The organism is Gemmata sp. (assembly GCF_051859125.1).
Classification (GTDB): Bacteria; Planctomycetota; Planctomycetia; order Gemmatales; family Gemmataceae; genus Gemmata.
In genome coordinates, this window is sequence record NZ_JBHYGG010000001.1 from 216,734 (window position 1) to 231,665 (window position 14,932).

Annotated in this window: 12 protein-coding genes; 5 read left to right on the forward strand and 7 right to left on the reverse strand. The window is 69.8% G+C overall.

The window, feature by feature from the left end; genetic code table 11:
- Positions 1 to 26: 26 nt before the first annotated feature.
- The 5 genes from ACTIGN_RS00745 to ACTIGN_RS00765 all read right to left on the reverse strand — a co-directional run bounded on the left by ACTIGN_RS00745 (position 27) and on the right by ACTIGN_RS00765 (position 6,165).
- Positions 27 to 623, reverse strand: coding sequence for an HdeD family acid-resistance protein (locus ACTIGN_RS00745; RefSeq protein ID WP_439620455.1), 597 nt, complete (start codon positions 621 to 623; stop codon positions 27 to 29).
- Positions 624 to 700: 77 nt separating this feature from the next.
- Positions 701 to 1,918, reverse strand: coding sequence for a Gfo/Idh/MocA family protein (locus ACTIGN_RS00750; protein WP_439620457.1), 1,218 nt, complete (start codon positions 1,916 to 1,918; stop codon positions 701 to 703).
- Between the two features lie 455 nt (positions 1,919 to 2,373).
- Positions 2,374 to 3,255, reverse strand: a complete 882-nt coding sequence (locus ACTIGN_RS00755) for a sugar phosphate isomerase/epimerase family protein (protein ID WP_439620458.1) — start codon at positions 3,253 to 3,255, stop codon at positions 2,374 to 2,376.
- A 111-nt stretch (positions 3,256 to 3,366) separates the two neighbouring features.
- Positions 3,367 to 4,638, reverse strand: coding sequence for a Gfo/Idh/MocA family protein (locus ACTIGN_RS00760; RefSeq protein WP_439620460.1), 1,272 nt, complete (start codon positions 4,636 to 4,638; stop codon positions 3,367 to 3,369).
- A 123-nt stretch (positions 4,639 to 4,761) separates the two neighbouring features.
- Positions 4,762 to 6,165 (reverse strand): OprO/OprP family phosphate-selective porin, encoded by a 1,404-nt coding sequence (locus ACTIGN_RS00765; RefSeq protein ID WP_439620462.1) that lies wholly within the window; start codon positions 6,163 to 6,165, stop codon positions 4,762 to 4,764.
- A 442-nt stretch (positions 6,166 to 6,607) separates the two neighbouring features.
- On the opposite strand from ACTIGN_RS00765, the gene ACTIGN_RS00770 reads away from it, so the two are divergent.
- Entirely contained in the window at positions 6,608 to 7,225 is a 618-nt protein-coding gene (locus ACTIGN_RS00770; protein ID WP_439620464.1) for a leucine-rich repeat domain-containing protein, read from the forward strand.
- 145 nt (positions 7,226 to 7,370) lie between these two features.
- Positions 7,371 to 8,420, forward strand: a complete 1,050-nt coding sequence (locus ACTIGN_RS00775; protein WP_439620465.1) for a WD40 repeat domain-containing protein — start codon at positions 7,371 to 7,373, stop codon at positions 8,418 to 8,420.
- 24 nt (positions 8,421 to 8,444) lie between these two features.
- Here ACTIGN_RS00775 and ACTIGN_RS00780 read toward each other — a convergent pair whose 3' ends face one another.
- On the reverse strand, positions 8,445 to 8,774 hold the full coding sequence (locus ACTIGN_RS00780) for a hypothetical protein (protein WP_439620467.1): 330 nt from the start codon (positions 8,772 to 8,774) through the stop codon (positions 8,445 to 8,447).
- Entirely contained in the window at positions 8,771 to 9,481 is a 711-nt protein-coding gene (gene rnc / locus ACTIGN_RS00785; RefSeq protein WP_439620469.1) for a ribonuclease III, read from the reverse strand. Before rnc ends, ACTIGN_RS00780 begins: the two co-directional genes overlap by 4 nt.
- A 150-nt stretch (positions 9,482 to 9,631) precedes the next feature.
- Here rnc and ACTIGN_RS00790 point away from each other — a divergent pair, with 150 nt between their 5' ends.
- The 3 genes from ACTIGN_RS00790 (at position 9,632) to ACTIGN_RS00800 (ending at position 14,867) form a co-directional block, all read left to right on the forward strand.
- Positions 9,632 to 10,705, forward strand: a complete 1,074-nt coding sequence (locus tag ACTIGN_RS00790; RefSeq protein ID WP_439620471.1) for an agmatine deiminase family protein — start codon at positions 9,632 to 9,634, stop codon at positions 10,703 to 10,705.
- Between the two features lie 117 nt (positions 10,706 to 10,822).
- Positions 10,823 to 13,024, forward strand: coding sequence for a serine/threonine-protein kinase (locus ACTIGN_RS00795; RefSeq protein ID WP_439620473.1), 2,202 nt, complete (start codon positions 10,823 to 10,825; stop codon positions 13,022 to 13,024).
- A gap of 7 nt (positions 13,025 to 13,031) precedes the next feature.
- Complete coding sequence (locus tag ACTIGN_RS00800; protein WP_439620474.1) at positions 13,032 to 14,867, forward strand: adenylate/guanylate cyclase domain-containing protein; 1,836 nt, start codon at positions 13,032 to 13,034, stop codon at positions 14,865 to 14,867.
- Positions 14,868 to 14,932 lie beyond the last annotated feature (65 nt).

The window sequence follows — 14,932 nt, forward strand, 5'->3', positions numbered from 1 at the left end:
CCCGCCCGGTGTCACATTGGAAGGGCTCAGGCGGCCGGCGGTGCGAGCGGCTCGGCGGGCACCCCGCTCTTCACGGCCAGCCCGAACGAGATGAGCCGCAGCCCGTCGAGGAGCAGGTCGATCGACACGAGCGTGCCGATGACCCATACGGCGGTGTACGGCCACTCGACGAGGATCATCAGGCCGAGCAACAGCGAGATGATGCCGTGGAACACGAACCAGCCGGCGTAGGGGTTCCTGAGCGCGACGCCCGCCCCGAGCCGGAAGATCCCGCCGACGAGGAACATCACCCCGACGACAGCGGTGAGCACCGACGCGCCCTCCGCGGGGTGGAGGATGATGAACACGCCGGCGATCCCGGTGACGAGGCCCGCGAGGAGGTCGAGCACGAACCCGGACCACCCCTTGCGGAACACGGCGTGCAGCACGCCGGCGAACCCCGCGACGGCGAAGATCCACCCGACGAAGATCACCGTCACGAGCGTCGCGAGGCCGGCATAAACGAGCCCCGCGACGCCGAGCAGCGCGAACAGCACGCCCATCGCGACGAACGTGCCCCACCCGCGGCGGAGCATCTCGCGCTCCTCGGCTCCCAGCATCGACAGGTTCAGCAGCATACTCATGGGGCCTTCTCGGGGTACGGAGGGTGGGCGAACGGGGTGGGCCGGGAGCGCGACCGGAGTCAACTCGCGACGCCGCGTCACGCCTTCCAGGTCGCGACCTGGCCGGTGCGGAGCGACTGGTTCGCCAGGTGCGCGGCGCTCGCGGAGCCGACGCCGGCCTCGACCGGGCAGTTCACCTTCTTCGACCGGTCGCGGACGCACTCGACCCAGTTCAGCAGGTGCAGCAACTCGCCGTCCGGCTTGTCGTAGAAGTCGAGCCCCTTGCGCTGGTCCGTCCCCAGGATGAGGGCACTCGGTTCGGGCTTCTTCTTGTCGCGGTCCGGCATGATCTCGTACCGCCCGCGGTCGACGTACAGCGTGCCCTCGGTGCCCATGAACTCGAGCATCGACCCGTTGCGGTTGTTGCTGAACGTCCCCTCGAAGTACACCTGCACGTCCTTGTCCGGGTAGCGGAGGAGCGTCTGCACCGTGTCGGGGGTCTCCCACACGTCCTTCGCGGAGTAGAAGTCGCCGATGCTGTGCGCCGTCGCCGGGTGGTCGAGGTCGAGGAACCAGTGGACGACGTCGATCCAGTGGACCATGAGGTCGGTGAAGATGCCGCCGCCGAAGTCCCAGAACCACCGCCACTGCCGGAACCGGTACGGGTCGAAGTCTTGGGCCTTCGCGGTTCCGAGGAACCGCTTCCAGTCCACCGTCTTCGGGTCGATCCCGTCCTTGAACCGCCCGGCCCGTGCGGCGTTGCGGTTCCAGGTGCAGTGGACCTTGTGAACCTTCCCGATCGAGCCGGCCTTCAGCAACTCGTACACCTTGAGAATGTGCGTCATGCTCCGCTGCTGGGTGCCGACCTGCACGACGCGCTTCGTCTCGTTCTGCGCCGCGATGACGGCCTTGCCCTCGCTCAGGTCGTGCGTCAGCGGCTTCTCGACGTACACGTCCTTCCCGGCCCGGCACGCGTCGATCGTGAGCGGAACGTGCCAGTGGTCGGGCGAGCCGATGAGGACCGCGTCCACGTCCTTGCGGGCGAGCAGTTCCTCGTACTGCTTGGTCGCGAACGCCTTCGGGTCGGCGACCTTCTGCCCCTCGGCGAGGTTCTGGTCCCAGACGTCGCACACGGCGGTGATTTTCACGTTCGGGAGCCCGGCGAACGACTTCACGAGCTGCCGGCAGCGGCCGCCGGTGCCGATGAGGCCGACCTGCAACACGTCGTTGGCGGCGAACCCGCGGCTCGTTTCGGTGAGCAGGCCGGCGGTGGCGAGGGCGGACGAGGCGAGAAAGGTGCGGCGGTCGGTGGGCACGGGGTGGTCTCCCGGGGAAAGGTGTGGTGGCCCCAGGATACGCAAGAAACCCGCGGATTGCCATCCGCGGGTTTCTTGAAGGGCAAGCGTAGTTGAACCCCCGCGGCGGGACCACCGCTGGGGGCCGGATGAAGGCGAACCATCCGTAGACTTGTACAGGGCCGCGGTGGGCACACGGGACCCGCGCCGCGCTCCTCGCGAGAGCGGACGGTAAACGCAATCCACCTTGCGCTGGTGCTCAGGGATGGCGGCGAATTATTGATCGGTCGGGGCGCTTCGGGGCGGGGCGGTCAGGCGAGAGGGCGTTCGGGCGGGCTACACAATGAGTAGGACATTTCGCGGCGCGAGGCGGACACGTGCGGCGAATTTTTGCAAAGTTCTGCTGTGACGCGAATGCCCGTCAACGCACGCGGCGAGGTTACCCCCGCCGCGTGCGTGCGCGTGAACGGTTCGGATCAGAGGCCGAGTACCTTGTCCATCTGGGCCGAGATCTTCTTGAGGTGCTCCTCGCCGCCACCACCGACCTCGGCCGTGGCCCAGCCGGTGTAGCCGACCTCGGCGAGCGCCTTGAGCACCTCAGGCCAGTCCTCGTCGCCCTCGCCGATGGCCACCCACTGCCTCGCCTTGCTGAACCCCTTGAAGTCGATCTTCAGGAGCCGCTTGGTGCCGAGCTTGCGGATCCACTCCGCGGGCGGCACGCCGTACTTGATCATGTTCGAGATGTCGAAGTACGCCCCGACCCATTCGCTCTTGAAGCTGTCGACGTACTCGACGAGCTGCTCGGGCTTGGTGATGAAGTTGTTCCAGACCACCTCGATGGCGATCTTCACGCCGAGCTTCTCGGCGGTCGGCAGCGCCTTCGCCACCTCTGCCCGCGACCGCTCCCAGCACTGCTCGTAGGACACGTCCTTGTTCACGACGCCGGGGACGAGCAGGACCGTGTCGGCCCCGACGGTCTTGGCGTCCTTGAGCGCGCCGATGAGCGCGTCGAGCCCCTTGGCCCGCACCTTCTCGTCCGGCGAGGAGAGCGTGTCGCGCCAGTGGACCGAGTCGACCACCCCGTGGACCGCGACGCCGGTGTCCTTGCTGGCCTTCGCCAGCTCGTCGAGGTTCGCGGTGCCGGGGCTGTCGATCTCGACGCCGAGAAACCCGCATTTCTTGGCGAGTTCGAGCCGCTCCTGGTGCGTGCCCTTGAGGCCGATCATCCCGTACTTCACGGCCTTCTTGAGCTTGGGCTTCTTGTCGTCGGCGGCGAACAGGGGCGCGCCGGTCATGGCGGCGGCGGTGACCGCGGCGGTGGTGCGGAGGAAGTCGCGGCGGCCGATGGGTCCGTTCATGGGGTCACCTCACAGGAGAATGCGGAGTGCGAAGTGCGGAGCGCGGAACCAGAGAGGGGAGCCCGGGCCGGGCCTCATTCCGCACTCCGCATTTCGCACTGCGCGTTGCGATCAGGCGATCTTGTAGGTTCCCGGGGTCGGGGTCGCCTGCACCGGGTTGGCGACCCAGGCGTACTCCTTCGGGGCGAGCGACTTCTCGGAGTTGATGAACTGCTTCCAGGTGATCCGCTGGCCCGAGTACGCGGCCTCGCGGGCGAAGATCGCCATCGCGGAGCTGTGGGCCGCGGACTCGCCGTCGTTGATCGGCTTGCCGGCCCGGATGCTCGCGAACAGCTCGTCGTGCTCGACCTGGTACATGTCCTTGGCGTTGCCGGCGAACTCCCACGCCTCGCCGCCCGTCGGCGACACGGTGTGCTTCATCAACTGCGCCTGACCCTTCGTGCCCATGACGTGGTCGTTCACGTCGCTGCTGCACCCGGGCATCTGGCGGCACGCGCTGAACAGCTTGACCCCGCCCGGGAACTCCAGGGTGCAGGCGAAGTGGTCGTAAATGTTCCCGAACCGCGGGGCGGTGCGGATCTGTCGCCCGCCGACGCCGGTCGCCGAGATCGGCACCGCTCCCTTGAGCACCCAGTTCGCCTTGTCGAAGTTGTGGCAGTGCTGCTCGACGATGAAGTCGCCGGAGAGCCACGAGAAGTAGTACCAGTTCCGCATCTGGTACTCCATCGAGTCGAACTTGTCCGGCCCGCCGCGGTCCCAGAGCGGGCCGGTGTGGTAGGTGATGTTCATCGCGACCACGTCGCCGATCGCGCCGTCGTGGACCCGCTTCACCGTTTCCCGCTTGGCCGCGTCGTACCGGAAGCAGTACCCCGAGCACAGCCCGGTGCCCTTCTGCTTCGCGAGCTTGGCGCTCTCGATCACCGACCGCACGCCCGGCGCGTCGACGGCGACCGGCTTCTCGCAGAACACGTGCTTCCCGGCCTCGACGGCGGCCCGCAGGTGCAGCGGCCGGAACCCCGGGGGCGTGGTCAGCAGCACGACGTCGACGTGTTCGAGGAGCTTCTTGTACCCGTCGAACCCGTCGAAGCAGCGGTCCGGGGCGACGTCGATCTTGGCGGCGATGTCCTTGATCTTCTTGAGGTTCCCGAGGCTCTCCTGGAGCCGGTCGGCGAAGGCGTCGCACATGGCGACGAGCTTGACGTTCGGGTCGGCCCGGAGCGCCTCGCGGGCGGCCCCGGTGCCGCGGCCGCCGCACCCGACGAGGCCGATGCGGAGGGGAGCTTCGTTACCCGCGGCGAACGCCCCGGGGAGGACCATGCCGGCGGCGACGGTGGAGGCCGCGGACGTCTGGAGGAACGCCCGACGTGAGGTGGGGTGGGTCATGAGGAGTGTCCTGGGTGGCAGCGGTACGGCCGTGCGAGAGTGGGCCGGACCTGTATTCTGCGCGGCCGCGAATCGGGTGTCATGGTTATTTCGCGGGATGTCCCCGAAATTGGACACCGCGAATCAGTAATACACCTGGCACCGCAGCCAGAAGAGGTCGAGGCTGGTGGCGTACTTGCCCTTGGACTCGTTGACGAGCACCGGCGAGCCGAACGAGGCGTGCTGCCAGTCGAACGTCCACTTGATGTACCGGTTCCAGTACCAGTTCACGCCCAGGTCGGTGACGCCGGCGTTGCGGGTCCACTTGTCCGGGTCCGCGAACCCGTTCGTGAACACCTTCCGGCTGTAGTCCAGTTCGCTGTACCGCACGAACGGCTCGAACGCGCCGGGGCCGGTGCCGCGGCGGGCGGTGAACGGTCGCCGAGGGTCCACCGGGCCGCGGCCGAGCACCTCCTCGCCGGTCAGGAAGTACCCCACTGTGACGTTGTACCCGGTCACCGGGATGAGCGCCGAGACGCCCGTCTCCGGCCGCGTGACCCCGAACTGACCGAGGTACGCCTCCGACTCCACCGAGAACCCCAACCCGTACCACCCGGCGTGGAGTGCCCCCTGCCGTCTGGCTCCGGACGCGACAACGCCCTCGTTGTAATCGAGAAACACACTCGACGCCGAACTCGCGGCCTCGTCGTTCTCCGAGGTCTGGATCGACGTCCGCACCGGCAGCAATTCGGCCTCATAAGCCTGCGTGCCGAGCCCGATCGAGCCGCCGAAGTACAGCCCCCGCAGGGCGGGCACCGACGCGCTCTTGAGGAACGGGCGGACGTTGAGGTAGCCGACGGCGTCGCGGCTGTTGTTCACGTCGGCCAGGCCCGCGAGTTGACCGGTGAACCCGCCCACGGCGTACCGCACCCGCTCGTCCCACACCTCGCCCCACGCCATGATCCCGGACTGCCGCGAGAGGCCCAGGTTGAGCGCGAACAGGCCGCGCTCGGGCGCGATGAAGTACTGTTCGAGGTGGTCGTACCAGTCGTAGCTGTACGGCACGAGCCCGCGGCCGAACCGGACCTGGAACTGCTTGGCGAACCGCACGTTGACGTTCGCATCAAGAACGTCGAACGCCCCCTCGACGCTCCGCTGGACCGACAGTTCGTACTGGAACGGGTCGGTGAGCTGGCCCTCGAAGTAGACCCGGAACCGCGGGATGTACATGCCGCTGCGGGCCGGTTGCTGGTCGGTCGGGGTGAACAGCTTCGCGTCGTTCTGGGCGAGTAGCCGGAGCCGCAGCTCGAACTGGTCGTCGAGCGAGGTGAGCGCGAACCCGTCGTTGAACCGCACCTTGACCGGCCACCCATCGGACGCCTCGCGGAGCCGCTCCGCGGCCTCCCGACCGGGCGGTTCACTGGGGGAAGGTTCTGCGTTCGCGGAAGGCTCCTCTGCCTTCGCGGGCGGGTCGGAGCGCTCCTGCGCGCGAACACCGCTGCTGGCGAGCAGCGCGACCGCTACGCACGCGATGAGGTGGTTCCGCACGACAGTCCCCGGGTCCGAGAAGCGGCGGGATAGTCAGAACGTGCGAGCGGCTCAAGTCCAACCGCTGCGTGAGTGGGTCCGCAGGTCCGTGTCGCTCGTGGACGTGGGGAAAGTAGGCGACTCGCTCCGCGAGTCGCGCCCCGGCGCATCGACGTCGCGCCCGGTGTCACTCGCGGAGCGAGTGACACCGAATCTCATGTATTCGTTTCGATCTGGTGGGGCAGGCATTCTTGCCTGCCTCCAGTCGCGTCCGGAGGCAGGCAAGAATGCCTGCCCCACCAAAGGCAACTGATCCACGCGATTCGGTATGACCTACCTTCTCGGAGCAACCAACCCACGACCCGTTGCGTAACAGCCAACTCACGGGGCCGTTGTCACGCGCGGACGCGGGGGGTAGCATCGTCGCATCTCCCGGCCCGCGTTCGTCCCAGGGGTACGACCCATGTCCCGCCTCCTTCCCGCCCTCGCCCTGGGACTGGCCCTCGTCGGGTGCTCCCGGTCCGGTGAAACCGCCCCACCGAAGCCGCCCGCCGACGCGAAGCAGAACGGCACGGGCTCCGACGGCGGAACGACCACGCCCGACCTCGACCCGGCCGAGGCCGCGGCTCAGGACAAGGCGGTCGCGTTCGTCGCGGGGATGAAAGGGAAGGTCAAGCGCGGCGACGGGAACGCGGTCACCGAGGTCGACCTGAGCTTCAAGCCCGTCGCCGACGCCGAGTTGAAGGAACTGGCCGGGCTCAAGCGGCTCGCGGTGCTGAACCTCGCCTACACCCAGGTCACCGACGCGGGGGTCAAGGAGCTGGTCCCCCTCAAGAACCTCACCACGCTGTCGCTCCGGGGTACGAAGGTCACCGGGTCCGGGTTCCGCGCCCTGGCCCCGCTCAAGAGCCTCACGACGATGGACCTGCGCGCCACGCACGTTTCGGACGCCGGGCTGCGAGAACTCGGCGCCGTGAAGAGCCTCACGTCACTCGACCTGATCGCCATCATGGGCACCGTCGAAGGGGTGAACGGCCTTCAGCGGGCGCTCCCGAAGTGCAAGATCGAGAAGATCCAGTAGCGGGCGCCGGGTGGCCACTCGCGGGCAACTGCTGACCACGCCCCCCACCGGTGGTCACGCGAACGCCGGGCCGGCCCCATATCATGGCCCCGGCACCTGAATTGCATTGCGCCGCGACCAAACACTCACCTGCGTGGGGACTCGCATGATTCGGTTCTGTGGGGCGGTTGGCCTCCTCGTCGCCGCTGTCGGGATCTCGGTCGCTCAGGACGCCTCGCCGCTCGACAAGATCGACCCCGCAAAGCTGCCCCCCGCGATTCGGCCGCCCAAGGGAACGCCCCCGGAGGCGATCGTCAACCTGTCGCAGAAGGTCGACCGCGTCGATTGCTTCGCGTTCCGCGGCGACGGCAAGTTCCTCGCGATCTCCGGGCCGGACCAGATCATCCGCGTGTGGGCGACCGAGGGGCCGAAGCTCAACTGGAGCTTCAAGCAGCCCGACTCGGTCGTGTGCCTCGCGTTCCCGCCCGAGGGGAAGTTGCTCCTCGCCGGCGACGCGAGCGGGAACGTGCGCGTCTTCGACAAGGCGGACACGAAGGTACTCGTGGTGAAGGCGGCGTTCTCGGCACACAAGGACGGCCCGGTGTGGGCGCTGGCGGCGCACCCGGACGGCAAAAAGATCGCCACCGGCGGCCGCGACAAGTTGCTGAAGGTCTGGGACATCAGCAAGGCGAAGCCGGCGCTCCTCGCGAGCGTCCCCGACCACAAGGACGAGGTCCGCGGCGTGGCGTACTCCCCCGACGGGACGGTGCTCGTCTCCGTCAGCGCCGAGGAGAAGCAGTTCCGGGTGTGGGACGCGACGAGCGACAAGCCCAAGGCGGGTGAGGTCGTGAAGTTGCCGGCCCCGGCGATCGGCGTGAACTTCTCGCCCGACGGCAAGTCAATCGTGCTGGCCGGGTCGCGCGGCACCGGGGCCGTGTGGACCCTCAAGGACGGCAAGTTCGACGACCCCGTGGACCTGGAGACCGACAAGCGCGTCATCCTGGGGGCGAACTTCTCGGCCGACGGGTCGATGATCGCCGGGGTGCTCGCCCACTCGCGGACCGAGGACCGGGTGGCGGTCTGGACGCGGGACGGGAAGAAGAAGCACGAGTTCAAGTACGACGCGCACGTCCCGGCGGCCGGGTTCGCCCCCGACAACCGCCACCTCGCCGCGGTCACCGACGCCGGCGTGTTCGTGATCCGCCTGCCGAAGTGAGCCCCCCGGCTCGAACGCTCGGCGCTACCCCGGGTCGGTCCTCGCCGCCTTCTCGAGTTCGGGGCGGCGCTTGAGTTGCTTGTCGCGGTTGCCGCGGGTCAGGTCGTAAACGCCCGGTTCTTCCAGCTTCTCGCCGGGCGCGAGGCGGCACGCGGCCCGCTTCGCGAGCGCGCCCCGGTACAATGTCGGGAGGCACCCCTCGCAGCACAGGGAGTACGTCTTGAGTTCGTGGGTCAGCCCGTCGGTCCACCGGGCGGCGATCTTGTACGCCGCGGGGCTCGGGCACCCGGGCCGGTAGCACATCACCGTGTAGGGCGGCATTGCCATGACGGCGGTGGGTGGGGTGCGGGTCATCCGACGGGGTACGGGAGCGGGTCGCCGTTGATGTCGGCCAGGGCGTTGATGGCGGCCTTGAGTTCGGCGTCCTTCTTGGTGCGGCCCCACGCGGCCGGGAACCGGTGCTCGCCGACCTGCGCGGCCACCTTGAAGCACTTGTCGTGGTCCGGCCCCTGCTCGTCGAGGACGTAGTACCGCGGGGTGTCGCCGTACTCCCGCTGCACCACCTGCTGGAGCTGCGACTTCGAGTTGGCGTTCACCGCGTCGCGGCCGACGAGTTCCAGCTCGGGGGTGATGAACCGGAGGATGAACGCCTTGGCCTCGTCCCACCCGCCGTCGAGGAAGATGGCCGCGATGAGCGACTCGAAGACGTCCGCCAACATGTTTGAGGGGATCTCGCCGTAGTGGCTGACCCCCTTGCCCAGGAACAGGAACTCGCCGAGGCCGATCTCCTGGCTAAACTTGGCGCACGTCTTGCGGCTGACCACCACCGACTTCACCTTGGTGAGGTCGCCCTCCTGGTAGTCCGGGAACTGGTGGAACAGTTGCTCGCAGGCTACCAGGCCGAGGACGCTGTCGCCCAGGAACTCGAGCCGCTCGTTCGACGCGGCCCGGGTGTTAGCCCCGGACGTGTGCGTCAGGGCCGCCCGCAACAGCTCGGGCCGGCGAAAGCGGTACCCGATTGCCTGCTGGCACTGGTCGAGGATGGCGCGTTCGCGGGACACCGGCAGAGTATCTTGGGGGGGAGACATATTGGGTTCGGTCCGCCTCGCGGGGCGACGGTGTTTCATAACCTAGCATTTGAACGTGGCCGCGTCAACGCACCGTAATTCTGCGCCGCCCCGCACGGACCCCGGAACACTCCGACACTCACGATGAATCCACTCCCCGCACCGACCCCGCCCCCCGCCCCGGCCGGCCTCCGCATGCCCGCGGAGTTCGAGCCGCACGCCGCGACCTGGCTCGCCTGGCCGCACCGCGAGTCCGACTGGCCCGGCAAGTTCGCCGTCGTCCCGTGGGTGTACGCCGAGATCGTCCGCACCCTGAGCCGGCACGAGGAGGTGAACCTGGTCGTGCCGGCCGGCGCGCGCGACGCCGTCGCCAAGACGCTGACCGACGCGCACGCGGACCCGTCGCGGGTCGTGCTCCACGAGCTCCCGACCGACCGGTCGTGGGTCCGCGACTCGGGGCCGATCTTCGTCAAGAACCCGGCCGGCGACCGCGGCGTCCTCGACTGGCACTTCAACGCCTGGGCGAAGTACCCGGACTGGACCCTCGACGACCGGCTCCCCGGGTTCGTGGCGGGCCTGCGTGCCCTCCCCCGCTGGCAGCCGCACCACGGCGGGCACCGGATCGTGCTGGAGGGCGGGAGCATCGACGTGAACGGGGCCGGTACGATCCTCACGACCGAGGAGTGCCTGCTGAGCACGACGCAGCAGCGGAACCCGCCGATGGCGCGGGCCGACTACGAGCGGGCGTTCGCCGAGTACCTCGGGGTGAAGAACACCGTCTGGCTCGACCGCGGCATCGTTGGCGACGACACGCACGGGCACGTCGACGACCTCGCCCGGTTCGTGAACCCGGGGACCGTCGTCACCGTGGTCGAGCGCAACAGCGGGGACGAGAACTACGAGCTGCTCCAGGTGAACCTCGACCGGCTCCGGTCGGCGACGGACGCCCGGGGCCGGAAGCTGGAAGTCGTCCCGCTCCCGATGCCGCGGCCGGTCGTGTTCGACGGGGTGCGGCTCCCGGCGAGTTACGCGAACTTCTACATCGCCAACGGCGTGGTGATCGTCCCCACGTTCAACGACCCGGCCGACCGCGTGGCGCTGGGCACCCTCGCCGAACTGTTCCCGGGCCGCGAGGTGGTCGGCATCCACTGCGTCGACCTGGTCTGGGGGCTCGGCACCCTGCACTGCATGACGCAGCAGGAGCCCGCGGCCGGGTAGCGGGGCGGCCGAATGCGTTTCTACCGCGGCCCCGGATCGGGTATCCTGCCGGGGCCGCGCAAGGACTCCGGCCGGCGCGGTTCGTAACATGACCCACCCACCTGGCACGGAGGCGGCGTGACGGACGGCGAGCACACTCCTCTGATGGGCGAGCAGGACCGCTCGGCCTCGCGCGACCTGAGCCTCCGGGGCGCGCGCCCGCCCGCGAAGGTCCCGGGGTACGAGCAGGAGCAGTACCTCGGCAGCGGGGCGTACGGCGAGGTGTGGGTCGCGGTCAACCGGAACAGCGGGCGGAAGGTCGCGATCAAGTTCTACACCCGGCGGGGCGGCCTCGACTGGGCGTCCCTGGCCCGCGAGGTCGAGAAGCTCCGGTACCTGTTCTCCGACCGGTACGTGGTGCAACTGTTCGAGGTCGGGTGGGAGTCGGACCCGCCGTACTACGTCATGGAGTTCATGGAGCACGGGTCGCTCGAGGACCTGCTCCGCGACGGGCCCGTCTCGGTCCACGACGCGGTCACGTACTTCCGCGAGGTCGCGATCGCCCTCGTCCACGCGCACGACAAGGGCATCCTCCACTGCGACCTGAAGCCGGCGAACATCCTCCTCGACCAGGACCGGCGGCCCCGGCTCGCGGACTTCGGCCAGTCCCGGCTCACGAACGAGATGTCGCCGGCCCTCGGGACGCTGTTCTACATGGCCCCCGAGCAGGCCGACCTGTCGGCCGCGCCGGACGCCCGGTGGGACGTGTACGCCCTCGGGGCGGTGGTGTACCGGATGCTGACTGGCCAGCCGCCCCACTACCAGAGCAAGCCGCTGTCGAACGGGAACCTGGAGGCGCAGCTCACCGCGTACCGGAAGCTGATCCTCCACGCGCCGAAGCCGCAGGGCCACCGCAAGGTGCCCGGGGTGAACGCCGAACTCGCGGGGATCATCGACCGGTGCCTGGAGACGAGCCCGGCGAAGCGGTTCCACAACCCCCAGGAGGTCGTCTCCGCACTCGACGCCTGGCAACTGCGGCGGGTCCGCCAGCCGATCCTCCTGTTCTCCGGCGTCGGCTTCCTGCTCCTCATGCTGATGCTGACCGCGATGGGGTGGTACGTGTTCCACATGGCGGTCAGCACCGCCCGCAACGGGGTCATCGGGCGGGCGCTGGAGGGGAACCAGTTCGCGGCCCGGACCGAGGCCCGGCAGCTCGGGATGCAGGTCCAGTTCCGGTGGGCGCAGCTCGAAGCGGCCGGCCGCGACCCGGTGATCCGCGAGCTGCTGGCCCGCGGCGACCGGCTCGGGGCCGACCCGAAGGCGAGCGCCGAACTCGACGCGGCCCTCGCGGCCCGGCGGGCCCGGTCCGACCGGCAGTTCGACGAGGCGAACCGGTCCGCGGTCTGGTTCGCGACCGACTTCCTCGGGTTCCAGCGGGGCTCCGACCCGCCCTACGGACCGGGGCGGAACGTGTACCGCGGGTACCGCGACTACTACCACGGCCAGGGCCGCGAACTGGACGAGAAGGACGGGCCGGCCCGGGCGATCATCACCGCCCCGCACCGCTCGATGGTGTACCAGCGGAGCCGCGAGGGGAGCGGGCCGATCTGGTCGGTCGCGTACAGCGTCCCGGTGTGGGACGACCCGGCGGCCGGCGGCCGCCGGCCGGTCGGCGTGGTCGGGATCGCCACCGACCTGCGGGGCCGCACCCAGGTGGCCGGGTCGCGGGAGCGGTTCGCGGTGCTCATCGACACCCGGCCCGACGCGACCGGGCGGCGGGGCCTGATCGTTCGGCACCCGTACCTCCAGGACCTCCCCGAAGGGGCCGCGCTGCGGCCGGTGTACTGCGACGCCGTGGTCCGCTGGGCCGACTCGGGGGCCGCCGAGTTCCCCGAGGACGACGAGTACCGCGACCCGGTCGGCGGCGCCTTCGGCGGCACCTGGCTCGCGTCGGTCGAGCACGTCCTCGTGCGGCCCGAGGACGGGCACCCGGTCGACACCGGGTGGGTGATCCTCGTTCAGGAGCGGAAGGACGAGGTGCTGCAGCCGGTCACGGCGCTACAGTGGCACCTGCGCCGCGGCGGGGCCGTGGCGGCCGCGTTCCTGCTCCTCATTATCGTCCTGATGTGGGCCGGGACGGTCTCGGTGCTGGACGCGTCGCCGAAGTCGCGGATGACGCGGCTGCTCCGGCGGTGGGCCGGGCTCCCGACGGGCACCGGGACCGGCGTGGGGGGCGGCACGCAAACGGTCGGGTCGTCGCGCTCGAGCGTGAACCCGAGCGGCCCGACCCCGGACCGCGACCCCGGCGCGACCCTGGCCTCACCGCCCAAGCCGGAGTGACCGCGGCATGATCCTCATCGCACAGGGCCCGAACTCGACCGAGTCGTGGCGGCGGCCGCTGCCGGGCGCCGGCACCGTCGTCATCGGCCGCGAGGCGGGCGCGTGGGCGGTGCCGTGGGAGCCGTTCCTCGGCCGCCGGCACGTCGAGGTGTTCCTCGACGGCGAGCGGCTCAAGGGCCGGCGCGTCGCGGCCGCGGCGAACCCCGTGTTCCGCGGCGGCAAGCCGGTGGAGGCGTTCGAGCTGGAGCCGGGCGAGGCGTTCGTCATCGGCCGCACCGTGTTCACGCTCGCGAACCCCTCGACCCGGACGTTCTCGCCCACGGGCAGCGGGTACGGGGACCGGGTCCTGGTCGAGTCCCGAACCGTGATGCACCACGAACTCGACGGGATGGCGTTCCGCGACGCCCCGCACCGCCTCGACGTGCTCAGCAAGCTCCCGGACGTCATCTCCAGCGCCACCGACGACACCGACCTGTTCGCGCGGCTCACCGACATGCTCCTCGCCGGGGTCCGCCGCGCCGACGCGGTGGCGCTCGTGACCGCACGGGCCGGCGGCGCGGCCGGGGATCCGCCGGTGCCCGCGTCGGCCGCGACCGTGAAGGTGCTGCACTGGGACCGCCGGTTCGTCGCCGAGGGTGCGTTCGAGCCGAGCCGCCGCCTGATCGTGGAGGCGTGCGACCGCCAGAAGCAGACGGTCCTGCACGTCTGGAGCCGCCAGCAGGAGGCCCCGCGCGCGGCCGAGCCGTTCACCATGCGGGGCGGGATCGACTGGGCGTTCTGCACCCCGGTCCACGGCGAGGGGTGCCCCGGGTGGGGGATCTACGTCGCGGGCGGGTTCGACGGGGTCGACGCGCAGACGCTGCTGGCCCCGTGGGACGGGAACGAGCTCCGGGACGACCTGAAGTTCGCCGAACTCGTCGCGGACATTCTCGGCGCGCTCCGCCAGGTGCAGGTGTTCCGCGAGCGGCAGGGCGTGTTCCGCCGGTTCTTCTCCCCGGGCGTGATGAGCCTGCTCTCGGGGCACGAGGGGCCGCGGGCCCTGGAGCCGCGGGAGACCGACATCACCGTGCTGTTCTGCGACCTCCGCGGGTTCTCGAGGACCGTCGAGGAGGCCGACGACCTGCTCGCCGTTCTGAACCGCGTCAGCACCGCCCTCGGGGTGATGACCCAGAACATCCTCCAGTACCGCGGGGCGATCGCCGACTTCCTCGGCGACGCGGCCCTGGGGTTCTGGGGCTGGCCGCTGTCGCACCCCGGCAAGGCCGAGGACGCGTGCCGGGCGGCGCTGGGCATCCGGGCCGCGTTCGAGGGGATCGCCCGCGACCCGAAGCACCCGCTCTCGGGGTTCCGCGTGGGCATCGGCATCGCGTCGGGCCGGGCGGTGGCCGGCGGCATCGGGCCGCCCGAGCAGGTGAAGATCACCGTGTTCGGCCCGGTGGTCAACCTCGCGTCGCGGCTCCAGGACATGACCAAGTTGCTGCGGGTGCCGATCCTGATCGACGAGGCGACGGCCGCGGCCGTTCGGGCGCACACGTCCCCGGACGTGGCCCGGGTGCGGCGGCTGGCGAAGGTGAAGCCGTACGGGCTCGAAACGCCGATCGAGGTGGCCGAACTGATCCCGCCCGCCGGCCCGGAACAGGTGCTTTCCAACGAGGACGTCGCGGCCTACGAGACGGCGCTGGACGCCTTCCTCTCGGAGGACTGGAACGAGGCGTACAAGCTGCTGCACCAGGTGCCGCCCGACGACCGCGGCAAGGACATGCTCACCGAGTTCATCCTCAAGTACAACCGCACCCCGCCGACGGACTGGAACGGCGTCATCCCGCTCGGGAGCAAGGGGTAAGCGGGCGCTACTCCCACGAAATAGTCCCGCGGGTGCGAGTTCTTCTGGCCTACGCGGCTGTTTCG